Annotated in this window: 21 protein-coding genes; 7 read left to right on the forward strand and 14 right to left on the reverse strand. The window is 40.0% G+C overall.

The genetic code is table 11. The features are described 5' to 3' along the window. Positions 1–97: 97 nt before the first annotated feature. Together B5G52_RS17450 and B5G52_RS17455 are read right to left on the reverse strand one after the other, a co-directional pair. Positions 98–526, reverse strand: coding sequence for a hypothetical protein (locus tag B5G52_RS17450; RefSeq protein WP_087533925.1), 429 nt, complete (start codon positions 524–526; stop codon positions 98–100). A 117-nt stretch (positions 527–643) separates the two neighbouring features. Further along, positions 644–1,366, reverse strand: coding sequence for an endonuclease NucS domain-containing protein (locus B5G52_RS17455; RefSeq protein WP_087533926.1), 723 nt, complete (start codon positions 1,364–1,366; stop codon positions 644–646). An 812-nt stretch (positions 1,367–2,178) separates the two neighbouring features. Here B5G52_RS17455 and gloA point away from each other — a divergent pair. Then, positions 2,179–2,706, forward strand: coding sequence for a lactoylglutathione lyase (gene gloA, locus B5G52_RS17465; protein WP_087533928.1), 528 nt, complete (start codon positions 2,179–2,181; stop codon positions 2,704–2,706). 292 nt (positions 2,707–2,998) lie between these two features. Here gloA and B5G52_RS17470 read toward each other — a convergent pair whose 3' ends face one another. After that, the gene (locus B5G52_RS17470; RefSeq protein ID WP_087533929.1) at positions 2,999–3,340 is read right to left on the reverse strand and encodes a helix-turn-helix domain-containing protein; all 342 of its coding nucleotides are present in this window, start codon (positions 3,338–3,340) and stop codon (positions 2,999–3,001) included. A gap of 105 nt (positions 3,341–3,445) precedes the next feature. Between B5G52_RS17470 and B5G52_RS17475 the strand changes: the two genes are divergently transcribed. Both B5G52_RS17475 and B5G52_RS17480 read left to right on the forward strand, forming a co-directional pair. Then, positions 3,446–4,219, forward strand: a complete 774-nt coding sequence (locus B5G52_RS17475) for an SDR family NAD(P)-dependent oxidoreductase (protein ID WP_087533930.1) — start codon at positions 3,446–3,448, stop codon at positions 4,217–4,219. 26 nt (positions 4,220–4,245) lie between these two features. Then, positions 4,246–4,908, forward strand: coding sequence for a cupin domain-containing protein (locus tag B5G52_RS17480; RefSeq protein WP_087533931.1), 663 nt, complete (start codon positions 4,246–4,248; stop codon positions 4,906–4,908). 320 nt (positions 4,909–5,228) lie between these two features. Here the strand turns inward: B5G52_RS17480 and B5G52_RS17485 are convergent, their stop codons facing one another. The 5 genes from B5G52_RS17485 to B5G52_RS17505 all read right to left on the reverse strand — a co-directional run bounded on the left by B5G52_RS17485 (position 5,229) and on the right by B5G52_RS17505 (position 12,566). Beyond that, complete coding sequence (locus B5G52_RS17485) at positions 5,229–6,230, reverse strand: Gfo/Idh/MocA family protein (RefSeq protein ID WP_087533932.1); 1,002 nt, start codon at positions 6,228–6,230, stop codon at positions 5,229–5,231. Positions 6,231–6,299: 69 nt separating this feature from the next. Beyond that, entirely contained in the window at positions 6,300–7,052 is a 753-nt protein-coding gene (locus tag B5G52_RS17490) for a SapC family protein (RefSeq protein ID WP_087533933.1), read from the reverse strand. 33 nt (positions 7,053–7,085) lie between these two features. Beyond that, complete coding sequence (locus B5G52_RS17495; protein ID WP_087533934.1) at positions 7,086–8,654, reverse strand: tryptophan halogenase family protein; 1,569 nt, start codon at positions 8,652–8,654, stop codon at positions 7,086–7,088. A 75-nt stretch (positions 8,655–8,729) separates the two neighbouring features. After that, complete coding sequence (locus B5G52_RS17500; RefSeq protein WP_087533935.1) at positions 8,730–11,498, reverse strand: TonB-dependent receptor; 2,769 nt, start codon at positions 11,496–11,498, stop codon at positions 8,730–8,732. 297 nt (positions 11,499–11,795) lie between these two features. Continuing rightward, positions 11,796–12,566 (reverse strand): IclR family transcriptional regulator, encoded by a 771-nt coding sequence (locus B5G52_RS17505; protein ID WP_087533936.1) that lies wholly within the window; start codon positions 12,564–12,566, stop codon positions 11,796–11,798. A 235-nt stretch (positions 12,567–12,801) separates the two neighbouring features. On the opposite strand from B5G52_RS17505, the gene B5G52_RS17510 reads away from it, so the two are divergent. The 3 genes from B5G52_RS17510 (at position 12,802) to B5G52_RS17520 (ending at position 17,194) form a co-directional block, all read left to right on the forward strand. Then, complete coding sequence (locus B5G52_RS17510) at positions 12,802–13,566, forward strand: phytanoyl-CoA dioxygenase family protein (RefSeq protein WP_087533937.1); 765 nt, start codon at positions 12,802–12,804, stop codon at positions 13,564–13,566. An 80-nt stretch (positions 13,567–13,646) separates the two neighbouring features. After that, positions 13,647–14,756: a 6-bladed beta-propeller gene (locus tag B5G52_RS17515; RefSeq protein ID WP_087533938.1), complete on the forward strand. Its 1,110-nt coding sequence runs from the start codon at positions 13,647–13,649 to the stop codon at positions 14,754–14,756. 86 nt (positions 14,757–14,842) lie between these two features. Beyond that, positions 14,843–17,194, forward strand: coding sequence for a beta-galactosidase (locus B5G52_RS17520; RefSeq protein ID WP_087533939.1), 2,352 nt, complete (start codon positions 14,843–14,845; stop codon positions 17,192–17,194). Positions 17,195–17,256: 62 nt separating this feature from the next. Here the strand turns inward: B5G52_RS17520 and B5G52_RS17525 are convergent, their stop codons facing one another. Next, positions 17,257–18,075 carry a hypothetical protein gene (locus B5G52_RS17525; RefSeq protein WP_087533940.1) on the reverse strand — a complete coding sequence of 273 codons (819 nt, stop codon included), beginning with the start codon at positions 18,073–18,075 and terminating at the stop codon, positions 17,257–17,259. Positions 18,076–18,170: 95 nt separating this feature from the next. Between B5G52_RS17525 and B5G52_RS17530 the strand changes: the two genes are divergently transcribed. Beyond that, positions 18,171–19,019: a helix-turn-helix transcriptional regulator gene (locus B5G52_RS17530; RefSeq protein ID WP_176372573.1), complete on the forward strand. Its 849-nt coding sequence runs from the start codon at positions 18,171–18,173 to the stop codon at positions 19,017–19,019. 9 nt (positions 19,020–19,028) lie between these two features. Here the strand turns inward: B5G52_RS17530 and B5G52_RS17535 are convergent, their stop codons facing one another. The 5 genes from B5G52_RS17535 to B5G52_RS17555 form a co-directional block, all read right to left on the reverse strand. Then, on the reverse strand, positions 19,029–20,306 hold the full coding sequence (locus B5G52_RS17535; RefSeq protein ID WP_087533941.1) for an NAD(P)/FAD-dependent oxidoreductase: 1,278 nt from the start codon (positions 20,304–20,306) through the stop codon (positions 19,029–19,031). Positions 20,307–20,319: 13 nt separating this feature from the next. After that, complete coding sequence (locus B5G52_RS17540) at positions 20,320–20,628, reverse strand: 2Fe-2S iron-sulfur cluster-binding protein (protein ID WP_087533942.1); 309 nt, start codon at positions 20,626–20,628, stop codon at positions 20,320–20,322. A 53-nt stretch (positions 20,629–20,681) separates the two neighbouring features. Further along, on the reverse strand, positions 20,682–21,854 hold the full coding sequence (locus tag B5G52_RS17545; RefSeq protein WP_087533943.1) for a cytochrome P450: 1,173 nt from the start codon (positions 21,852–21,854) through the stop codon (positions 20,682–20,684). 198 nt (positions 21,855–22,052) lie between these two features. Continuing rightward, positions 22,053–23,501, reverse strand: a complete 1,449-nt coding sequence (gene aldA / locus B5G52_RS17550; RefSeq protein WP_087533944.1) for an aldehyde dehydrogenase — start codon at positions 23,499–23,501, stop codon at positions 22,053–22,055. Positions 23,502–23,504: 3 nt separating this feature from the next. Continuing rightward, positions 23,505–24,269 carry an SDR family oxidoreductase gene (locus B5G52_RS17555; protein ID WP_087533956.1) on the reverse strand — a complete coding sequence of 255 codons (765 nt, stop codon included), beginning with the start codon at positions 24,267–24,269 and terminating at the stop codon, positions 23,505–23,507. Between the last annotated feature and the right edge of the window lies 1 nt (position 24,270).

Consider the following 24,270-nt stretch of genomic DNA (forward strand, 5'->3'; position numbering starts at 1 on the left):
CGGGAGATGAACCGCCCATTGCACTTCCTATCAATAAAAAACGCATGATGAGTGCTGCGGGAGCTGGAGGAGACCTCTGGCTACCCGATTAGCAGGTTTATAAGTTTTCGGTTAATTCATGTGCCATCTGATTAGATTTTACTAGCCAGTCTTTGGATAATGTTGCAAACATATTACATTGTGTATCGTTACCATTATTTCTAGCATTAATAGCTAAAATACGCAGGTCATTTGCTTGCTTAATAGCCCAATGAGTATTCATAACTTTGGCTGATATAGATAAAGGTAAAGCACCGTAAGAAGCCATTGGCAATGGCGTTAATGAAGGTAATTCTGTTTCACTAAATAGATTTACATCTTTTTTTATCCATGGGGAAATATTTTTAACAAAAACTGATATTTCCACTTTTAACATTTTAGTCAAAAGCGTTTTTTCTCTATGAATACGTAACCAATCAATAAGTATAGTTAAACCAGCTCCCAATAAAGCACCAAATATAATCTTACAAACATCTGAAAATTCCATCGTGGTACATCTCCTGCTAACGTCGCAAACAAAGGCGCGAACGAAGTGAGTGTCCGGCGACGCAAGGCGCGAATTGATTTGCTTTGTTAGCTTCCGCCCACACCAAGCTGACACCCATTATTCTGGAATAAATTGAAAAGAGAACTGATAGCGCATCAACGTCAAATTCGGAACTACTTTTGCGGCTGCACGAGCCTTTCGATCAAACTCCGACGCAATCAAGATGCCGCGAACCTGATCGTTTCCTTCCTCTTCCATCACACTCCCGATATAGCTCAGTATTTGAGCTACAGCCCGCTGCCCAGCTACCCCTGTCTTTAACTCTATAACTACAGGGACCGAATTTGAATCTTCAGCGGTAATGTCGATGAACCCAGTTTCAACGGAACGTTCCCGACCGTTGTCGGTTACGCGGAGCCCCGTTTCAATCTGGCCGATGTTCTGACGGATAGCGGCCTGCATGTCCTTTTCTAGACCGATAGTTTGGGACTGAACATCCGGTTCGGGCATTTCTATCACCGGCACATCTTCGGGCTCGATGCGCTCTATATCATCTTCCAGAAAACGGCGATAACGCCGGATGGCATCTCGGTAGGATGCTAAATTGTTATAGGCATTTCCTTCAAAAGGAATTTTCGATTCATTGGGTCTATTATTTCGTCGGTCTTGGGTGGTATAGGTCAGTTCTTGGATTAACGATTCCAATCGATCCTCAGCATAAAGCGCATCAAGATCGCCATAGTAATCCTCGACCCTGCCAGCTCTATGCATCTGGGCTGTGATGGTTCCGCCCTGATAATTCTGGGTTGCCAGCCAATTCCTATAGTTTTCAGTCTGCATAATTCCTCACAAGGCAGCTAACGCCACATTAAGCGGCAAAAAATTGTTGGCTAAAATGTTGAACGGAGTGAAAACAGCCAACTGTTTTTTGTCCGTTTGAATGCCTTGTTAGCAGTACATTACACTGCCTCAATGTTACTACCCTTAAACCACAGGCAATCGTTGTCTAGGTCTATTTCGTTAGATAACTCATTAAATGGATCCAAACTTAAATAAACCATAGAACTATTAACAATGAGCTTGCATTGACTAATGTAACTAGCTGAAAAGTCTTCGTAAAGAGAATACTCCCTTAGTTTGCAAATTTTAAATGAAGAGATTACTCCATTGTTTGAAATAAGTTTGATTTCAACGAAATTATTTGATGTTTCCCAATCATATCCGATGGTGATTTGAGAGATCATTTTATCTCTGAAATAGGATGAATCCACGAAACTTTCCTTGTACTGCTAACAGCTTATTGAACACCACTTTGGGGGGTTATGACACCCCAAAACGGCGTATATTACATGGCTTAATAATTCCACTAAACAACTCCAATGTAAACAAACAATTACGTATGTTATAAAATTACCACTGCTAAAATACACCAAAACGACTTTTAATAATGTTATTGGACAAAACGCCAACCACTGTACAAATAATTAGTATTGATAGATGTACTATTTTTCGCTTATAAAACATACGACTCATTGGCTGGTAATTTAGCTAGGTGGTTTTAATTTTTGCTGCTGTTGCTTATGATGTGCGTATTCCCTGCCTTTTTAATATTCATTAAGGTTTTTTAAGTAATTTTCACTAAGGATGAACTCATGTCGAGCTATAACGAAACGCCAGAGCAAGTTGCGCAGGCCACCGAGGGCTATGTGATGCAACAAACTATGTTGCGTATTAAAGATCCCATACCCTCGCTTGAATTTTATGAAAACGTATTAGGTATGAAGCTACTAGATAAGTATGACTTCCCTGCGATGAAATTTACACTGTACTTTTTAGGCTACGAACAAGAGATGCCAAAAGGTGATGATAAAGAAAAGACCGAGTGGGTATTTGGCCGCCCAGCACTTATTGAGCTTACTCATAATTGGGGCACTGAAAACGATGATAGCTTTAGCGGCTATGTAAGTGGTAATGAAGAACCCAAAGGTTTTGGCCATATTGGCATTAGCGTACCTGATGTGTACGCAGCGTGTGAGCGCTTTGCCAAATTCGATGTCGAGTTTATTAAAAAACCAGATGATGGTTCTATGAAAGGCTTAGCTTTTATTAAAGACCCTGACGGATACTGGATTGAAATACTCTCACCTGAAGGGATTACTGAAATCATTCAAGCACAATAGCCAGTTTTAAATACGAAAAGCCTGCTCATGCAGGTTTTTAATTGATTTGGAGCTTGGTTAGTCTGCATGTAAACTCTGTTTTTGGTTAAACGATTATTTTCGTAACAATTTAATTATTAAAAGGGTTAAACTTCAAATTCTCTTAAGATCTAACCTATGAATTCTCTATAATAACCACACTCTAAGGCGCTCAAAGTTTTTACTTGTGTATTTATCATCATACACAAGAATGCGCGACTCACGGATCTTGAGATTAAGTGATAATACTATGGATTTTACAAAATAAATGTGTTTATTCTGTCTTGTCAATTTCACTTTGAAGTTTCTCAAGTTCATCAAGAATTCTGATAAATTTTTCACCGAAATTAGTGACCCTATACTCCACTTTTGGAGGTACCTCATTGTATGAAACCCGCTCCAAAATACCAAACTCAGTATTTCTACGTAAACATTGATTTAATACTTTAGTGGTTAAGCCTTCAATACTTCGTACCATTTCCCCTGGCCGATTTACTCCATCAGCGATAAGCTGATAAACGGTCAGAGACCATTTACAGCCATAAATAGTCTCTACCATTTTTGCACTTTCACTAGGCGCCGTTTTTCTCAAATATTTATTTTCTTTATTTTTCATTAAGATGTACTCCAAAGTACCTACCTTACCAATATGTACTTACTTTTTAACACTAGGTTACTGCGATAAATTATCTCCGAACTTTAACATATATCGGAGAAATTCATGACAATATCGAACATTGCTCTCATCATTGGCGGCTCAAGTGGTATGGGCTTAGCCACAGCAAAACAGCTAATCATTCAAGGCACGAGTGTGATTATCTTAGGCAATAACATTGCAAAACTGGAGTCGGCAAAATCAGCGTTAGCCGCAATAGCAAATACTGATACTAATGTTGAGATTTTACAAGCTAACCTTTATGAACAAAAAGATGTTGATAAAGTCATTAAAGCGATAAATACAGAAAAACGCCATATTAAATACTTGGTGAACTCGGCGGGTTATTTCAACCCTAAGCCATATTTAGAGCACGAATTAGAGGATTATGATGCTTATGCTGCACTGAATCGGGCTAGTTTTTTTATAAGTCAAGCGGTATCTCATAATATGAGTAATAATGGAGGAGGATCTGTTGTTCATGTTGGCTCTATGTGGGCTAAACAAGCAATTAAAGCGACACCGTCTTCCGCATACTCTATGGCGAAAGCAGGGCTACATGCCTTGACACAGCACATGGCAATGGAGTTAGCTGAGTACAAAATTAGAGTTAATGCCGTGTCACCCGCTGTGGTAAATACGCCGATCTATGAAACCTTTATTAATCCTGAAGAAATGGACGATGTCCTTGCTGGCTTTAATAGTTTTCATCCCATTGGTCGTATTGGGACACCGGATGACATAGCAAATGCTATCATCTTTCTTCTTCAAGATAATGCAAGTTGGGTAACGGGAACAATTTTAGATATTGACGGTGGTATCATGTCTGGTCGAAATTAAATAAATATTGTTATTGAGAAATTTAAATGACTACTTTAATCAATGCTAACTTTGAACAACGTGTAGTAATTCAACCTACTGACTATGAATGGGTAGGTTCCACTGCGCCCGGTGTTGAGCGTATACGACTTGACCGAATTGGGGATGAAGTGGCACGAGCAACTTCGATCGTTCGTTTTGCACCGAACAGTACTTTTCCGTCACACAACCATGATGGCGGAGAAGAGTTCCTCGTGCTAGAAGGTGTGTTTTCAGACGAGTATCAAGACTACCCAAAGGGAAGCTACGTACGTAATCCGATTGGTACCTCTCACAGCCCTAATATAGGTAAAGAAGGGGCAACTATATTGGTAAAACTACATCAATTTGACCAATATGACACAGAGAAAAAAATAATCTATACGCAAAATACTCCTTGGCAACAGGGGCTTATTGATGGGCTAAGGGTAATGTCTTTACATGAGTTTCAAGGTGAGCACATAGCTTTGGTAAAATGGGCTCCTAATACGCAATTCAAATCACATACCCATTGGGGAGGAGAAGAAATCTTTGTATTGGAAGGCACATTTTATGATGAACATGGGCGTTATCCCAAAGGTACATGGCTGCGTAGTCCTCACATGAGTCAACATACGCCCTTTACAAAAGAGGATGGTGCATTGATTTATGTTAAAGTTGGGCATTTATAAATATATCAACTCATTAAGCGGATATTAATATTGGTTTTACCCCAGAAGTAGAAGCCAACTATTAATTTCCGTTTAAATGAAGTAATTAAATGGACATATATTTTTTCATCAAAAAGCTTCTGCTGTATTTCTGTGGCTTAAGCTGCGCTAGTATTTATTATCTTCATTATCACAGCATTTAATAACTCAGTAGATTATTCATGCGCTGCCACTAACCATGATTCTGACATAGTAAATGAGAGCAAACAGCTAAAACCTGGACTTCATTAACCATAATATTGAATTACCACTTCGCTCAAAACTAAGTAGCATCAAACATTCTAAATAGTAACCAAATGCTGATAACCATTGGCTATCAACGCTTGCTCCATTATCTCAATAACTGCGCGACTGTTAGCATGAGGTATCACATCAGATTCTAACTTGTTAGTTAAGATAAGCGTTGAAATATGCTCTATCTCAAACTCAAAGCTTTCCCCTGTACTATCAATTTCAATTTTTTGTTTGGCTCCATGGTGTGTGATCTCAATAATTTGCGGATTCCACCATTTCTCATGAATAATAATCTCAACATTTGGGCCTGATAAAACAGCTTTAGTTGGTAAGTTTCTGGTTATTGAAGCTGATAGGTTACCTTGCACCTTGGTGTTAAATACAAAGGAGACCATTTCATCAACGGCTGACATTGTATTATCTTGCGTAATATTTACTGAGGGTTTCTGTACAGGAATATTTAACTGTCGACAAATATCGACATATAACCATAGAGGATATACCCCAACGTCTAATGTAGCCCCCCCACACTGTTTAGGGTCAAATAGACGATTAGTATTATTAAACTCATTCTTAGTACCAAATGAAGCCTCAATACAAGTAATTGCCAGATTATGACTTTTAATAAATTTAAGCAGTTCACGATAAGCAGGAAAAGTCACTGATTTCATTGCCTCAATAAGCAAAAGGTTTTTACTCTTTGCTAAATTGAGCATTTCATCCCAATCTTTCACATTAGTAAAGGCTGGCTTCTCTACAAAAACATGCTTATTATGGGCTAAAAATAAAGCTACTAACTCTTTGTGGCATGGATGAATAGTCGCCACATAAACAACATCGACGTGTGGATTTTCTGCTAGCGATTTATAATCACCATACGCAGCCTGGCAATCGAACTCATTGGCAAATTTATCCGCTCTTTCTTGAGAGCGCGATGCAACAGCATATAACTCGGCATTATTTACATTATTTTTTAAATCGAAAGCAAAACGCTGCGCAATGCTACCAAGCCCGGCAATTCCCCAACGTACTGTTTTATTTTTATTCATCTAAATCCTATTGCCTTTAGCTATAGATTATTAATTGGCTCAAGTACTTCAATTGATTTAATAAGCCACCTATTGAGTTTTCACCACTATATGCTCGGTTGTTTTAGGTGTTTCGTTAAGCCAGCCGATTAACTTTTGTATATGCCCTGTTGAAGCGATAATCATATAACAGGCTTGGAGATAGCCCATTTCGTGTAATGACTTAAGCGCGTGTGCGTCAAGCTGTGCCAATGCTTGTTCATTGATGGCATATAAACCATTATACGTTTGCTTCTCCCCCTGTTGAGTGAGGCTCAGTTGTACGGCTTCTAGCAGCTCATGCTCTAGCAAGGTTGTAATAAACGCGCTAGTGCGCTTATTACCATGCATTAATGTCATTAACTGCTCACAAACAGTATTTAAGTAGGTTGTGGGTTCTCCTTGCTGATCAAAAATGCGCTCTCCTGTATCTGTATTAACACGAGGGTGATCTTGATGAATAAGCACCGCTAAATCGTTATCCGTTGGCTCGGTTATCGTTGCATCAAATAGACCTAGTTTGAACGGCTGGCGCTTGATATGCAGCGGTATATGTTGCGCTCGCCAACTTCCTTGGTGCAAAAATAGATTCTCTCCCGCTGTAAATCCAGTTAAAACAAACAGTTCAAACTGGCCTGTCTGTGGATTTTTCATAAAATACACAGGGTAATCAAGCACCAACTGTTTTAACTCGTCAGCCACTATGGGAATGTAATTAATATTGTCACCAAATTCAGTACTTGGCTCATTGTTTATGTATAAGCTTGCGTGTGTTTTTTTATCTAATAATGTTGCTTTTGTCATCGTAAAGTTGCTCATTTAAATGCGGTGATTTAACTAAAGTTTTTGTAAACCATACTGCTTGATTTGTTTTAATAATGTACGGTTATCTGGTAATTTACTCACTAACTCTGCCGTGTCTTTGGTATTTTTAGTTGCTAGATTTTGCGCTTTTTTAATCGTGCTAGAATGATTACCATAATGGGTCGTCGCTGTTTTAAACCCCATGCCATACAGCACGTATTGGTAGCTTGCTGCCGGAAATACCTCAACAGAATAATCAAAGTGGTTGTCATTTGGGATATGTGTTCGCCATAATGCTAGGTTATCTTGTAAGCTTTGCGTGATACTTTTCTCAGCACAATGTTGCTGCCAAAAAAGGCTATCGGTTCGCTCACTTAACATGTAGTGCAGCTTTAAAAAGTCGATAATACGCTGCCAACGGTAGCTAAAAGTACGATTAAATCGCGCGGCGGTTATATCCATGACTTGGCGATTAGCCGGTAATTGCTCAGCTATAAAGTTGGCGGATATTTCCACCAGCAATAAGGCAGATGCCTCTAATGGCTCTAAAAAACCAGCCGACAAACCAATTGCTACACAGTTTTTGTGCCAAAACTTTTCTCTGTGCCCTGGTTCAAAACTAATCTTTTTAACATTGAAGTCAGCGCGCTTAGCAGGCAAGATGTTTAAGTAATTAAAAAGTTGCTCTTTGGCCTCTTGCTCACTGATATGGCGGCTTGAGTAAACGTGCCCTACTCCACGTCGTGTTTGCAGGCCAATATCCCATATCCAACCTGCTGTTTGCGCTGTAGAGATGGTGTGTGAACTAATCGCCTGAGCTTCATCTTCATACGGCATGTGTACTGCTAATGCGCTATCAGCAAACAAAATGTCTTTGCATGATTTAAAGCCAACGTTCAAATTTTCACCTAACAATAAAGATTTAAACCCTGAGCAATCTATAAATAAATCGCCGCAAAGCGTCGTGTTATTATCCAAACTTAAGGAGTGTATATCGCCATTGGTGTTATTATTTACCGATAAAACACTGGCCACTACATGTGTTACGTTTAAGTGGTTGATGCAATGGTTTTTTAAAAATCTGGCAAATAGGCCAGCATCTAAATGATATGCGTAATTTGCCACGCCACTGTATTGTGGTGTTGTTAGAGCTTTAGGTGCTAGGTTGTATTCACACAATGCGTGTTGTGAGCAAACAAAATTTGCAAAATGATTGTTCGGTATTGCTGAGTCAGTATCTTGGTTTAGCCAAGCTGCAGTTAAATCATTATCTGCAAATCCTTGTGGCATCATTAAGGGGTGATAATAAAAGTCGTTTTCTTTTGTGCTATGCCAGTTGGCAAATTTGGCACCTTGTTTAAACGATACATTACATTGATTAATAAACTGTGCTTCATCAACACCCATATTTTGTAAGGTCCTGCGCATGGTAGGCCATGTACCCTCACCGACACCAACCGTTGCTATATCAGATGATTCAACTAATGTAATGTGGTAATTAAGACTGTGATGATTTTTTAAATAGGCTGCAATAATCCCTGCACTTAACCAACCAGCGGTTCCACCACCGACTATTACAATTGATTTTAATATGTCATTCATAGCAACCTCTATTATTGCTATATAACCAGTAAAAAGAGCAAGGCTAGAAGTGCCTTGCTCTTTAAATTTAGCTTATTACCACTTGGCAGTGAAACCTATGCTGTAACGTGGACCATATTGCTCAGCAGAGATCAGCTGTTCGCTAAAGCGGCCATGACGACGAACTGTTTCGTCAGTCAAGTTCAGCGCATCAAAGTTAACTGAGTACGATTCATTAATCGTGTAATTAAAGTTAAAGTCGAGCTGACCATAGGCTTCAGTAAACGTAGGCTCTGTCCCTAGCGAAAGTAAGAATTCATCGCGCCAGTTATAAGCAAGACGAACTTCAAAGTCGTCATTCTCGTAAAAACCAACAAGGTTACCAGAGTCACTTAAGCCTGCTAATGCAATAGTTTGATCAAAGTTATACGGTTCAAACTCTTCATCACTGTTAACTAAGGTATAGTTAGCAACAACACCAAAGCCAGTATCTTCAATCATGTACTGACCATTTAATTCCCAGCCATCTACTTCACGATTTTGTAAGTTATCAGGTGTTGAGATATCAAAGGTAACAACCGGATCAGAGGGTTGGCTCAAACATGCAGGATTAGGTGTGTCGGAGCCATCTGGACAGCCAGAGCGCGGGTTTACACTTGGATCGCGCAGCGGCTCACCATTAATGTCATCAAGTGTGCCTTGTACAACCCCTGCACCAATAAAGTTTTCAACAAACTTTTTAAAGTAACCTACTGATGCATAGCTGCCATCATCACCGTACCACTCAAATGAAAAGTCAAAGTTATCTGAGGTAATTGGTAATAGATTTGGATTACCCTGTGAGGCATCAAATGGGCCTTCAGGACGTGCATTGATTGTGGTAGACGGGAACATAGCATCAATACCTGCACGAGCTAGTGTTCTACTGTAAGAAAAGCGCGCTTTATAGCCGTTATCTAGATCTGCACTTAAATCAAGATTTGGCAAAATACGTGTGTATTCACCTTCCAGCTCTTGTGGTGTGGCTTCATCAGCATACACAGGACGTAGCTCTTCAGCATGGCGATAGTTAAGCGCGATGATAGCTGGTTTCACAGAATAACCGGTTACATCTGTGCTTTCATAACGGACACCAACGTTCATATCAATTGGAATATTATTAAACTCAGTACTGACATCTAATGATACATAAAACGCCAAGGTTTGTTCTTGAACACCATTGGTTGAAACATCTGGCTCTCTAAATAGCCCTTCGCCTTTAACAATATCCACAAAGTCATGGGCATTGTATCTTGGCATATAAGGGAATAACTGATCTGAGCCTGTAAAACCATCGGCAAAACCTGCTGCGTCATCAAACGTCAACCCTAAGTTATCTAAAGGAATATCTACAAATGAAAATTGCTCAGATAAATAGGTATCAATTTGATAATCAGTGTACATAGCACCAAAATGAACTGCTGAAATTGCACCGCTGTTTAAGTTTTCCCACATACCACTGGCGTGATATTGCTTGATATTGTTTTCCATTTCATAACCACGGCGCTGGTATAAATCAGATACAATGTTTTCTTGTGCGTATGCACCACCGGGTAAAGTCGAATCATCTATAGTGATACTGGGTACTTCAGTAGAGAAGTTAGCGCCAATCAAAGCGACAGAACCTGGAATATTTTTCAAATTAGCGATGGTTTCTGCCGTATTACCATCAGGGTTTGAATGAGAGGTAGAGTCATGAGCATCAAAGCTTAGTTTCAGAGAGTCAGTTGCCTGCCACGCTAAATTCAGGCCTAAAGAATCATTTTCTTTTTTCTCGTAAAGCTCCCATGCCCAAAAATTAAGTTCATCATTAGGATTGGTGATGTCCAATAAAGTGCCATTTTGATCTGCTGTACCACCTGGGTTATCGAACCAAAACGACATTTTGTTGGTTTCACTAACTTCTTCAAAACGCGATAAAGTGTAGTCAAAAGTTGCGGTTATATTATCTGTAGGTGCAAATTGTAATACTAATTGGGCGTTATCACGGGTACGTTCTGTTTCAAAACGCTCCATTTCTGGTGTCCACGGCACCCAGTAAGTACCCGTAGGGTTTACTGAAGTATCAATCGCACTGCTATCAACGCCATCAGGGTTAGCACGATTTTTCACCCACCCCTGCGACGTACCTACACGTTCACGACCACTTTCACGCTCTGAGTGAGAAACTGACAACAATACCCCAAACATATCATCAGCAAATGTTTGGCTGATCATGCCGGATATTTCAGGTGTAACATTAGATTTTTCTGAGCTGGTGTCTTTTATCGCTTTAACATTCGCGAACGCTTTAAAGCCATCGTAATCAAATGGTTTAGCAGTATTAATATCAATGGTTGCACCAATACCACCTGATGCGACATTCGCTTTACCTGTTTTATACACTGATACGCCTGAGACACTTTCAGCTGCAATTTCTCTAAAATTAAAACTACGTGACACGCCTGCTTCTTGTATGACTGATGAATTTGGCATCTGACGGCCATTTAACGTCACTAAGTTAAAGCTCGGGCCAAAGCCACGCACAGTTACTTGGTTACCTTCGTTATTGGCTCTATCAATTGACACACCACTAATACGTTGTAATGACTCGGCTAAATTTGTATCTGGTAATTTACCTATATCTTCAGCCGAAATAGCATCCACCACACCCGATGAGGTTTGTTTGATTGATGCAGATTTACTTAACGCACTACGAATACCTGTAACTTGTATAACCTCTAGATTATCAGCTTCAGTTGTGTCTTGTATTTGCGCATTAGCCAATGGTGTTGCGACTAACATGGCCATGCAAATTGCATTGAGTTTAAATTGTGTACTTATCATTTTTACACCTAAATGTTGTGTTTAGACGAAGTTGCCATAGATGATTTTTTAGTTTCCCCTAAATTGTTACCAAAACATTGTTAACAATTAACTTTACAGTAATGGAATAGCACTCAATAAGTCAATCGAAATTAAACAAAAATTTTACAAATACGCTGATATTAAGAACGACCATCAACAACTGGGAGAGCTTTGTGCAAAGGGAGCTAGAAAGTAACTATCTAAATTTGAGGAAATTATAAACAGCTAGTAGTGATAGAGCCTCACTTAAATAATGAGGCTAACGCTGTGAACAAGCTAAGTGTTGAGTAAAGAGGTTATTTTAGTTGCCGTACTTTTAAGCTCTACAAGCATGGCGTGTTTATTTACCCTTGATGTTAATGCTGCATCAAAAGAGGAGATGCTCAATGCCGCTATCAACTTTGCGTTGGGTTGACCTATTGGCACTGAAAAATCATCAACACCTGAGATCAATGGGTTACTTTGCACAAGCTGAGAGTCTGCAACAATATCATCAAGTTCTTGGCGTAACAGGTTTAGTCCTTTGGGCTTTAATTTACTATAACTTATATCGTGCTCAATCAACATGCTGCGTACGTCCTCGTTGCTATATGCTAATAGTAATTGTCCTGCGGTTGATTTACTTAAGGTAAATAATGATCCTTCAGCAATGCTCAAATGCATTGCACTGTGGCTGCGTGCTTGTACTACCGTCATAGCTTGACTTTGATACAGCATAGTTAAGTAGCACGACTGCCCTAAACTAACTGCTAGGTCTTCCATATATGGAATAGCGCATTGGCGTACTTGATCTATGGGTGAAATAGAACGGGATAAGTTATAAAGCTTTAAAGATAAGCTATAACGCCCAGAAAACTCATCCCGTATTAAATAGCCCCGAGAATCTAAGCCTACCAAAACCCGATAAATTTCATTTGCACTTCGATTAAGCCCAGCTGCTATTTCACTTTGTGAACATGCACTGCCCTTGTGCGCTAAATACTCAAGAATATCGAGGCCTTTATCTAGCGCGGGTACTGCGTATTTATTTTTTACTTTTGTGTTCATAAACCACCATTAGCGCAATAACACATCAATTTGCCATCTTCATATATGAATTAAAAAATAATTTTTCTACCGTATTTACAGTGAATTTATGAAGAAACAATTAGTTAATTTATTCCGATAGCATTCATATATAAATATCATATTTTCATATAAATTACAGCTTGACCGCTCAAGTAAACCAAATCATCATTGTCAACAATTTACAACAAAATGGTCACCAACAGGACACCCAGTTATGAATAACAGACAACTTACACCACAACAAATTGCTGACTTTCATCGAGACGGCTACGTTATTGCAAAAGGCTATTACGACGAACAAGAAATTGCCCGCTTACAGCAAACCGCCTTTAACGATGATTCGCTATACGAGCGAGCATGGCATAAAAAAGATGCTGATGGTGCAGTAAGTAAAGTGTGTTTATGGCAAAAAACGGGAGATGACTTTTACAGTATGTTTTCCCGTGGTCGTCGTTTAGTTGATGTCTGTGAAACCCTCATCGGTGAAGAGGTTTACCATACCAGCACCAAAATTATGATGAAAGAACCATTTGTAGGCGGTGCTTGGGAGTGGCACCAAGACTTTGGTTACTGGCATCGTGATAACTATATGCTTTACCCTAAAGCAATCAGTTGTATGGTGGCGATTAATAAAGCAACGATTGAAAATGGCTGCTTACAAGTTTTAAAAGGCTCTCATCATTTAGGGCGTTTAGATCACAGCAAAACTGGCGATCAAAAAGGCGCGTGCTTAGAGTTTGTCGAAGAGGCTATGAAATATCATGAGCTGGTTAACGTTGAACTTGAGCCTGGCGATGTGTTGTTTTTCCACTGTAATTTATTACATAAATCCAACCAAAACCGTGCTGCAGAGCCGCGTTGGTCAATGATCTGCGCATTTAACGCAGTTACTAATCAATCGTTTAAAGAAAACGAAGCTGTGTATTATCCGTTAGACCCCGTTAACGACGATGCCATTTTGAACTGGAATCCCGCTTAACTGTTCATCCGTAATTCTAGCCAAACCAACTCATAGATTGTTAGCCCTTTTCTGAGTTGGTTTTTTAATTTGGAAAACCAATGATTTGTAGCCTAACTGAAAAACAAAAACAACAACTTGCGCACCCATTCCCTAAAAACGGCCAAGATCCCCACGGTAAAATAATTGGTCATGGTAAATTCAAATATAAAGTAGATGCGCATTGGGGCAAACTCGATCCTAAACAATATCCAATCGAAAATTGCCACGCCATGGTAATGGATTCACAGGGGCGTATTTTTATGATCACTGATAACACGCGCAATAACATTTTAGTTTACTCGCAACAAGGTGAGTTACTAGATGCATTTGGTACACTATTTCCAGGTGGCCATGCTATTAAAATTGTGCAAGAAGGCGAGCAAGAATTCTTATATGTTGTCGATAGCGGCTGGGTTGTCAACCGACATTGGGATGGTCACAGCAAAGAACAATGGGACAGCCCTACCAACAATGTAATACCACAAGCTGGTTTTATCGCCAAAATGACCCTTGACGGCAAGCTTATTTACACGATTGGCCACCCTCAAACCTATGGCGCTTATTCACCAGAGCAACCTTTTCGTCCCACTGATATCGCCATAGCCCCAAATGGTGACTTATATGTTACTGATGGTTACGGCAGCGACTTTTTACTGCACTTTGATAAACACGGCCGCTATATCAAGCACTGGGGTGGGCATGATAACAACGATGACAATTACAACTTACATAATACCCATGGCATCGAGGTGGACTTACGTGATGAAAATAACCCAACTTTGCTCGTAAGCTCTCGGTTTGAGCAATGTTTAAAAGTATTTTCTTTAGATGGCCAATACCTTAAAACAATCAGTGCTAATGGCGCCTATATTGGTGGCCCCGTATTCAAGGGATCAGTTTTTTATGCGCCGGTGTGTTGGTCACACGTTGATAATCGCAATGCCGATGATTCAGGTTTTATTAGTATTTTTGATGAAACAAATAAAATCGTGGCTAACGTAGGTGCGCCGCAACCAGTTTATCTGGACGGCCAACTACAACCGATGCAAACTGATTGGCAAGTATTTAATCATGTGCACTGTATTTGTGTTGATCAAGATGACAATCTTTATGTTGGCCAATGGAACTCGTCAAATAGTTATCCTATGAAGTTAGTAAAACAGAATTAATAATGATAAAAGTGAATACGATCATTGTTTATTGTTAACAATGATCGTATGTTATTCATTCTAGTTTACAACAGGAACAAACTATAATGACAACACCTCTCCCTTCAATAACACTTAATTTAATTGCGCTAAGCTTAGCCTGTGTGTTTGCCAATGGTTGCAGCGATACACATAAAGCACCAGTGCAAGAGCCAGCCGTTAACTCACAAGCAGACCCATTTACTGAGGTAGAAACACTTACTAAGTTGGTTGATTTTTCAGATCAACAACAGCAAGATTGGCTTTTTGATAGTCATACATCCCATCAACTGATTGAGTCTGCAAATAATAAACAATTAGCGTTAAGTTTTTCTGCAAAGGGAAATATTTCTGAACTAAAAGTAGCTCCACAGAGCCCGTGGGACCTGTCAGCATATAATAACTATAACGTGGCTTTTGACGTTGAAAATACCAGCGCCAGCTCAGTACACGTTTACCTTTCAATAGAAAACCCAGAAGGACAACTACAAAGCCGCTCGGTTAGTTTACCGGCGAATTACTCAGGTACTGTCTATTTTCCTTTAGATGGTAAAGAAGCCTTAACCAATACTGGCATGTGGGGAGATGCGCCACCTTGGCAAACAAATGATCGATTAATGGTGTGGCGCTCTTGGCGTGATGACGGTGGCGAATTTACTAAAATTAGCGCAATGAACCTCTTCACTATCGGCGTGTTAGAAGATAAATCAATATTAATTGGCGATATTAAACTCAGAAAAAACCCACCATCCGATCCCAATTGGATGGTCAATATCATCGACAAATACGGTCAATACAGTAAACAAACCAATGCACTGACAATCACCTCTGATGAGCAGCTTAAACGTTTGGCTGATATTGAACTAGCTGAACTTGCAAAATCCAAAGGCATGAGCGACCGCTCTCGATTTGGTGGTTACGCCAACGGACCTAAGTTAGAGGCCACAGGCTATTTCAGAACTGAAAAAGTAGACGGTAAATGGTGGATGGTTGACCCTGAAGGCTATTTATTTTTCTCTCATGGCCCGGCCAACGTTCGCATGGCTAATCTTACCACTATTACCGGCGTAGACTTCAAAGATGATTCTGTACGCAACCGCAGTAGCGATGAGATCACCCCTGAAGATTCGATGGGGATCATTAAAGTCTCAGATCAAGCTCGCCAGAGCCGCTTTGTTACCTCTGATTTACGTCATAATATGTTTCAATGGTTGCCCGATTACAATGAACCACTGAGCGAGCATTACAGCTACCGACGCTCTACACATAAAGGCCCTGTTGCACATGGCGAAACATATAGTTTTTATCGTGCAAATTTACAACGTCGCTACGGCGAAACATCACCTCAGTCATATTTAGACAAATGGCACGAGGTAACACTTGACCGCATGAAAGATTGGGGTTTTACATCATTTGGCAACTGGGTCGATCCAGCTTTTTACGATAAAGAATCAGTACCCTATTTTGCCAATGGTTGGATTATTGGCGACTTCAAAACGCTCTCTGGACATACTAACCATTGGGGGCTGATGCCGGACTTTTATGATCCTGAATTTAAAAAACGCGCTGAAATCACCATTGATGCAATAGCACAAAAGATTAAAGCATCCCCTTGGTGTATCGGTATTTTTATAGATAACGAAAAAAGTTGGGGCGAGCGTGAAGGCAGCGTAGAAAAACGCTACGGGATCATACTCGATGCCCTTTCAAAAGATGCACAGCAAAGCCCAGCTAAACACGCATTTGCTACGCACCTTAAACAAAAGTACAGCTCAATTAATGCATTAAATAAAGCATGGCAAAGTGATATCACTAGCTGGAATGAACTCGACAAGGGCGTTACATTTACCACTTACAGCGATGCACAAATAGCCGATATATCTAAAATGCTAGAAATGCTCGGCGAACAATACTTTAAAGTGGTTAATAGTACGTTAGCTAAAAAGCTCCCTAATCACTTATACATGGGTGCTCGCATGGCTAACTGGGGCATGCCAGATGAAATTATTAAAGCGTCGGTAAAATACTCAGATGTATTGAGCTTTAATATTTATGAAGAAGGTATGCAAGATCATTATTGGCAATTTTTAGAAGATGTCGACCTACCGGTTGTCATTGGCGAATTCCACATTGGTACAGCTACTGACTCTGGCTTATTCAATCCAGGCATTGTCCATGCAGCGAATCAAACAGACCGTGCTGCTATGTATAAAAATTACATGCAAAGCGTACTCGAAAAACCTTACATGGTTGGCGCGCATTGGTTCCAGTATGTTGATGAACCTGTATCTGGCCGAGCCTTTGATGGCGAAAATGCCAATATCGGCTTCGTCACGGGCACCGATATTCCTTACCCTAAAATGATTGAGGCGGTAAAAGAAGTCACATCGACCATGTACGAAAAACGCTACGGTAAATAATACAAACGCTGATATGACCGGCTTTTTTTAAATTAAAGCCGGTTATAAAATATACCCTCTAGTTACACAACCAAGTGCTGCTTTAGGTAATCTTTCATAGTAACATTCAGTTGCCATTGCTCTGTTATTGGTTTATTAGAATTGAATTCATTCGGCATATAAGGCCAAGGACCAAACTCGGGGCAAATATAAAATATTTGCTGACCGCGTGCTTTTGCTAAGTCAATAATCGTTTGCCACCACTGTACATACACATTTAATGTGTCATGCCATTGGCTACTAAAGGGGTCATTCACTTGCGCGGATTGAGTGTGCCCTACTCTTGCATGGATATAGTAGCTCTGCTGCTGGGCTGCTAACAAGGCACCTTGTTGCTCTTCAAGTAAACTTTCACTGACATTGGTCCAGTGAGATAAATCCGCATTTAATTTAAGTTCAGGGTATTGCTTAAGGAAAGGCTCTGTAGCAAAAGCTGCAAAGTTAAACCGTCCTCGGTGAGTCTCATGGGTAATAGTAATACCCAAAGTGCGCTCTAACGCTAAAGCATCTTTAAGTAATAAGCTATTTTGCGCAAAGCTATAAAAGTCTTTCCCGGTATGTGAGTTTATAAACACAGGGTTAAGTGAGGCTAGGAAGCGAAGTCGCGCATTAAATTTAGCGCGATATTGCTCAAACGATTCAACGGTTGGTGCAAGCCATTGTTGTGCTACCACAATAAAATTATCTTCACTGGCAGCACGTTTAACTGTTTCAATAAACTCATCATCATCAGGGAAGTTGATTTCAGCCCCGTCAAATCCAGCGTCGGTTACATTGGCAACAAACTTCTCTGCTGCTATCCCTTCAGAGCCCCAGTATGGGCATAAAAATTTTAGTTCCATATTCTTTTCCTCATAAATTAAATGGGCTCATCAAACATTGCAGCTTTGTGTTAGGCACGATACACTTAAAACATACTTTGTTAACAATAAACTATATGTCTAAGCCTGCAATCTATTGCGAGCCATTTACCATAAAAGATGGCTACGATTTTGAAATTCATCACGTGAGCTACCTTCAACACGATAGCTACTCGTGTTTTATGCATTTTCACCAAGTTCATGAATTTATTTTTTTTGAACATATTGATGGCACTTATTTCTATCATCAGGGCGAATCAAAACTATCAGACTATGACGCCGTATTTACCCCTGCTATGGAAACTCACGATTTTGAGCTTAAACCTCGCTCTAAGTCTTGGTATATAGTGCAATTTATGCCACAACAGTTAAATACTGAGGCTTTGCGCGAATTTAATGAACTGTTAAAGACCGGATTACACCTTAGCTTTTCTGTTGCAGTACAAAAGAAACTTCACAATTTATTAGCGTGGTTACTCAGTGAATATAATGAAAATCCAACAAGTAAAACCTGTAAGCAATTATTTAATAGCCTCATCACGCTCGTTTGCGAATATGGTAAAAATGGAACAGAAACAGTTAAAAAACCGCGCTCTAGTTCCGCAAGTTTTAAAAAGTTAATACCAATTATTGATGTACTAAAAACCAATGCCGGCATTAACTTTTCGTTGGAGCAAGCAGCCGATATGTGCCATTTATCTCCGTCTTATTTTTCTCGCGTCTTTAAAAAGCACTTCCGTATACCCTACTCTGATTACCTTATTCAACATAAGCTATATAATGCAGCGCGGTTATTAGGCCAAAGTGATATTTCAGTGACTGATATTGCTTATGACTTAGGTTTTTCTAGTCCTTCCTATTTCATTAAGCAATTTAAGTTTCACTTCAAAGTCACCCCACACCAGTATCGCCAACAACTTCGCTGACAAGCACAATTATGTGCTTTGCAACAACGTTTTACTCAATGCTGTTGCGGTATCCTTTAGTAACGACTTATTGACCGACACTCGCTGCTTTATTGCTTGAGTGCCCAATACATAAGCTTTACTGCTATTAACGGCTTCAACACATAGCAAGGTGTCATCATGAAAATACCAAACAGAAAACTGCTCTTGTGTTTCTTCACGGACAATTAACTCGTTATACCCTTGTGATAAACCGACAATTTGTAGTTTGTATTGGTATTGATCGGACCAAAACCAAGGCACAGCCGATGGCCCTTGCTGATTTTTGGCAATAAATAAGGCTGCGGATTTTGCTTGATCAACGGCATTTTGCACTGACTCTAAACGGATCCAACGATTATAAAGTGTACTAAAATGACGAGTGCAATCACCGATAGCAAAAATATCTGGGTGAGATGTTTGGCAAACATCGTTTACTTTAATACCCTGCTCAACCTCTAACCCTGCTGAGCTTGCCAATTGAGTATTTAGTTTTACACCCACTCCCACTAAAATAAAATCTGCGGGGTATTGAGTGCCATCACCGCATACCACGATGTGTTTATTGCTTTGGTGTTTTATTTCGACTACGTCTTTACTGGTTTGTAAACTAACACCTTTCGTTTTATGTAATTCAGTTAAAAAATCAGACATCACCGCTGAAGTCACGCGGGATAATATTTTGTCTTGTTTTTCAATCACAGTGACATTGGCACCTAATGACACAAAAGACGATGCAGACTCAAGCCCGATATAACCGCCCCCAATAATCACTACTTGTTTATCGCGACTGCTATTAAGTGCATTTTTTATCGCTTTTGCATCGGCAAACGTGCGCATAGCAAAATACTGATTATTTCCTGCATCATCAACGGTTTCATCCAACCCGGTAATGGGAGGAATAAACGCTGAGCAGCCAGTGGCTATAACAAGCTTGTCAAATGAAATGAATCGACCACACGCTAATGTAATGACTTTTTCTTCACCATCGATAGCCGTTACCGTTTGTCCTAAACATAGCTCTAAGTTGTTATCTGTGTAGGCTTTTTCTGCCTTTAACGGGGTTGATACAGCTTCACTTGCTTGTAAGGTTTTTTTAGATAATGGCGGCCTGTGATAAGGTAATTCAGGGTCGCTATCTATGAGTGTAATACGCCCAAGCCAGCCTTGTTGGCGTAAATTAAACGCAAAGTTAACCCCTGCGTGGCTAGCACCTATTACCACTGCATTTGAGTCCATGTCGTTTTGCTCTGTAAATGTATTTTGCATGAGAGTTTACCGATTAATTCGCAACAACAAATGTCATGCCATCAATGTCGTCAGACACCTCAATTTGACAACATAAACGGCTATACTCTGTCACGTTATCGTCAAGTTCTAGCATATCGCTTTCAATTTCCTCTGCTGCACCCACTTTTTCAAAATCCTCAGGGGCAACATAAATATGACAAGTTGCACAAGAGCACACCCCGCCACAATCGCCATCAATACCCGCAACACCATTCGCCGCGGCTAACTCCATTAATGAACCATTACTACCTTCAACTTCAACTGCGCCATTGGTTTTGGTCATAAATATTACTTTTGCCATGAGTAGATTCCTCTCGCTCTTATTACACTTGCTATAGTGTGTTATTAAATTAATTATTTTGCTTTCAGGCTGACTTGGAAGCTGTTAAAACCCACTTTTCTTGAGAACTCACCCAGCTTTTCGATATTTTCATCTGCTTTTAAGGTGTCTATGCTGGCTACTTTACTTGCTAGGGATAACACTAATTGACGTAATAATTGTCGTGCATGAGTGGCCCCTAAACAGTTGTGATGACTAAAGCCAAAACTTACATGGGGGTTTACTTTACGGTCAAAATCAACATTATCTGGATTCTTAAAAATGTTTTCGTCACGATTCGCTGATGCCCAGCACAGAGATATACGGCTATCTGCTTTTATTGCATGCTCGCATAATTGAGTATCTTCGGTTGCAACACGTCCCATCTGTGTTAGTGGCGAGAAGTAACGAATAAGCTCTTCAACAGCGCGATTTACAATCTCAGGCTCGTCATGAATACGCTGTAAATCACTAATGTTTTCACTAAAGTAAGCAATTGAATTTGTTATAGCGTTAATAACGGTATCGCGGCCACCAGCAAATGTTAAAATCATCACTCCTTTTACTTGCTCTTTTGTCATTGTTTTACCATTAACTTGCGCAGCCAATAATACTGAGTACAAGTCGTCACTAGGGTTAGCAATCGCTTTATCTATTTCATTATCTATATAGTCATAAAGAATATTGGCTTTATCGCCGTCTAGGTCGCTGTCTTCACTTCTAAATACGTGAGTACCCCAATCAATCCATGTTTGTGCTTTATCCATCGCTGTATTAAGTAATAAAGTTAATGCTTTTGATTGCAGCGGTAGTGCAAATTCACTAACAATATCGAGTGATTTAGCATTGAGTGCCTTCTCGATTGTCTCGTCGATGATCTGTTGTAAACTAGCCTGATATGGCTGTTCAAGTGGACGTTTAAACCATGGGTTTAGTAATTCACGAAAACCACCATGCTCAGGTGGGTCAACTTCAAAAGGAATTTGTCGGGTTTCACGAATGGCAACTTCCGAAGGAATAACAATGCGACCAGGTTTTGCACCTGATTGAAAAACAGCACAGTTATGCGCGGCTTTTCGTACGTCTTTTAAGCCTAAGACCATATTTACGGGATCATTTTGGTCATCCATTTGGCCTATTCCTGCTGTAGTGCGTTGCGCTTTAAATGCATCAGGAAATTCACTCACCTTTGTGTTTTTTGTTGTCATGACTTAATACCTTCACCGTAAAATATAAATTTGATGAACCATACTAGTCCGTTATTTTTGCTCAAAATACACAACTAACGCTTAAAAATGGTAATTTCATGTCCTATTTATTTTTTGTTAAAAAACCACAAGCACAAAAAAGCCGATGCACTGCATCGGCTTTAGGTGGGCAAATGTGAGAGAATCCACCCTACCTAATTACTTCTCATTCAAATATACGGTTTTCTTCTCAAGATATTGCTCTAAACCATATTGGCCGTCTTCACCGCCCATACCGCTCATCTTCCAACCGTTATGAAAGCCTTGATGTTGCTCACCTAAACCACGGTTAACATACACTTCGCCTACTTCCATCTCTGCAATTGAGCGATGAATATATTTCATTGATTGCGTATATAAATACGCTGACAAACCATATTCACTGTCGTTAGTGTAGGCAATGGCTTCATCAATGCTGTTGATTTTGATGATTGGTAAAACCGGACCAAAGGTTTCTTCGTGCACCAAGATATTATCTTGTTCAACATCAACCAGTACCGTTGGCTCGTACCAATTGCCGCCTTCAAAGCCTGCTATTGTGGCTACTTTACCACCGGTAGCCAGCTTTGCGCCTTGGGCAATGCCTTTTTCAACAATTGAATGAATATTATTAATTTCGCTCTGGTTAACTTTAGGGCCCATATCTGAACTTGCATCCATCGGGTCGCCTACTTTTAACGCTTTAACTTTAGGAATAAACTTTTCAATAAAGCTGTCGTAAACATCGCTATGCACATATAAACGCTCGGCGCAGGTACATACTTGTCCACAGTTGGCAAAACGCGCAGCAACTGCATCATCTACTGCTTTATCTAAGTCAGCATCTTCCATAACAATAAACGGGGCTTTACCACCTAGCTCTAACATAACAGGAGTTAGGTTTTTACCACTGGCTTGGTGAATAATTTGTCCAGCACGGGTACTGCCTGTCATCGTAATCAGCTTAGTTAGCGGGCTTTCACATAAATGCTGACCAACTACTGAGCCAGTACCATTTATAATGTTTAGTACACCCGCTGGAATACCTGCTTGGTTAGCAAGTTCACCTAGTTCCATGGTTGTTAATGGTGTTTCTTGTGTTGGCTTAATAACAATACTATTACCAGTAATAAGGGCAGGACCAATTTTACGACCAGCTAATGCCAGCGGAAAGTTCCATGCTGTAATAGCCACAACCACACCACGCGGTACTTTATGGATATAAATTTTTTCGTTTTCGTGATCTGAGGCAATAACATCCCCTTTGATCGTTAACGCATTATCACACGCATATTCAATAAAGGTTGCTGTGACATTAGCTTCCATACGAGCCACATCAATCAGCTTGCCTTGCTCTTGTACTAATAACTCAGCCAAGCGCTCATTATTATCACGAATATTTTGTGCAAACCGGCGTAATATTGTCGCGCGCTCTCGTGGTGTTTTTTGTGCCCATTGAGTTTGTGCAACTGTTGCGGTTTCAAGCGCTTGTTGAGCATCTTCAATGCTGCCTTTAGGAATAGTCCCCACTTGTTCACCCGTACTTGGTGACAGCACAGAAATAGTTTCACTATTTGATGAGCTAACATACTCACCGTTGATAAAGTTTACGTTATTTTTAATTGTCATTTTTTATCGTCCCATCCAGCCGCCATCAACTAGCAGTACGCTGCCGTTCATGTAGTTTGAGGCGTCTGATGCTAAAAATACAGTCGGCCCTTTAAAGTCATCGGGTGTACCCCAACGACCTTGCGGAATTCGCTCTAAAATAGATTTTGCGCGATCAGCATCATTTCTGAGTGCTTCGGTATTATCGGTGGCAATGTAACCTGGTGCAATAGCATTAACGTTAACGCCTTTACTCGCCCACTCGTTAGCCAATGCTTTAGTTAATTGCCCAATCGCACCTTTACTTGCTGCGTAGCCAGGTACAGTAATACCACCTTGGAAAGTAAGCAATGACGCAGTAAAAATTATTTTACCTTGGCCACGCTCTACCATTTCTTTACCAAACTCACGGCTTAGAATAAATTGTGAGTTTAAATTAATCTCAATGATTTTATCCCAATATTCATCGCTGTGTTCAACGGCTGGGTCACGTAATATTGAGCCGGCGTTGTTCACTAAAATATCGATTTGCGTATGATTGCTTTTCACCTCATTGATAAAGCTATATAAGCTTTCTCGTGATGAAAAGTCACATTGATAAGCATAAAAATTCTGCCCACGCTCCAACACTTGCGTTTCTACATCTGAGCCTGACTTTGCTAAGCTTGCTGATACACCTATGATATCGGCACCCGCTTCTGCTAATGCAAGTGCCATTGCTTTACCAATGCCTCGGCTACACCCGGTGACTAACGCTGTTTTACCTTTTAAGCTAAATTTATCTAACATG

Source organism: Pseudoalteromonas sp. A601 (assembly GCF_002165575.1).
Classification (GTDB): Bacteria; Pseudomonadota; Gammaproteobacteria; order Enterobacterales; family Alteromonadaceae; genus Pseudoalteromonas.

Bases quoted from the DNA above. Each gene is read 5' to 3' on its own strand.
- B5G52_RS17450 (WP_087533925.1), bottom strand. From the start codon at position 526: ATGGAATTTTCAGATGTTTGTAAGATTATATTTGGTGCTTTATTGGGA.
- B5G52_RS17455 (WP_087533926.1), bottom strand. From the start codon at position 1,366: ATGCAGACTGAAAACTATAGGAATTGGCTGGCAACCCAGAATTATCAG.
- gloA (WP_087533928.1), top strand. From the start codon at position 2,179: ATGTCGAGCTATAACGAAACGCCAGAGCAAGTTGCGCAGGCCACCGAG.
- B5G52_RS17470 (WP_087533929.1), bottom strand. From the start codon at position 3,340: ATGAAAAATAAAGAAAATAAATATTTGAGAAAAACGGCGCCTAGTGAA.
- B5G52_RS17475 (WP_087533930.1), top strand. From the start codon at position 3,446: ATGACAATATCGAACATTGCTCTCATCATTGGCGGCTCAAGTGGTATG.
- B5G52_RS17480 (WP_087533931.1), top strand. From the start codon at position 4,246: ATGACTACTTTAATCAATGCTAACTTTGAACAACGTGTAGTAATTCAA.
- B5G52_RS17485 (WP_087533932.1), bottom strand. From the start codon at position 6,230: ATGAATAAAAATAAAACAGTACGTTGGGGAATTGCCGGGCTTGGTAGC.
- B5G52_RS17490 (WP_087533933.1), bottom strand. From the start codon at position 7,052: ATGACAAAAGCAACATTATTAGATAAAAAAACACACGCAAGCTTATAC.
- B5G52_RS17495 (WP_087533934.1), bottom strand. From the start codon at position 8,654: ATGAATGACATATTAAAATCAATTGTAATAGTCGGTGGTGGAACCGCT.
- B5G52_RS17500 (WP_087533935.1), bottom strand. From the start codon at position 11,498: ATGATAAGTACACAATTTAAACTCAATGCAATTTGCATGGCCATGTTA.
- B5G52_RS17505 (WP_087533936.1), bottom strand. From the start codon at position 12,566: ATGAACACAAAAGTAAAAAATAAATACGCAGTACCCGCGCTAGATAAA.
- B5G52_RS17510 (WP_087533937.1), top strand. From the start codon at position 12,802: ATGAATAACAGACAACTTACACCACAACAAATTGCTGACTTTCATCGA.
- B5G52_RS17515 (WP_087533938.1), top strand. From the start codon at position 13,647: ATGATTTGTAGCCTAACTGAAAAACAAAAACAACAACTTGCGCACCCA.
- B5G52_RS17520 (WP_087533939.1), top strand. From the start codon at position 14,843: ATGACAACACCTCTCCCTTCAATAACACTTAATTTAATTGCGCTAAGC.
- B5G52_RS17525 (WP_087533940.1), bottom strand. From the start codon at position 18,075: ATGGAACTAAAATTTTTATGCCCATACTGGGGCTCTGAAGGGATAGCA.
- B5G52_RS17530 (WP_176372573.1), top strand. From the start codon at position 18,171: ATGTCTAAGCCTGCAATCTATTGCGAGCCATTTACCATAAAAGATGGC.
- B5G52_RS17535 (WP_087533941.1), bottom strand. From the start codon at position 20,306: ATGCAAAATACATTTACAGAGCAAAACGACATGGACTCAAATGCAGTG.
- B5G52_RS17540 (WP_087533942.1), bottom strand. From the start codon at position 20,628: ATGGCAAAAGTAATATTTATGACCAAAACCAATGGCGCAGTTGAAGTT.
- B5G52_RS17545 (WP_087533943.1), bottom strand. From the start codon at position 21,854: ATGACAACAAAAAACACAAAGGTGAGTGAATTTCCTGATGCATTTAAA.
- aldA (WP_087533944.1), bottom strand. From the start codon at position 23,501: ATGACAATTAAAAATAACGTAAACTTTATCAACGGTGAGTATGTTAGC.
- B5G52_RS17555 (WP_087533956.1), bottom strand. From the start codon at position 24,269: ATGTTAGATAAATTTAGCTTAAAAGGTAAAACAGCGTTAGTCACCGGG.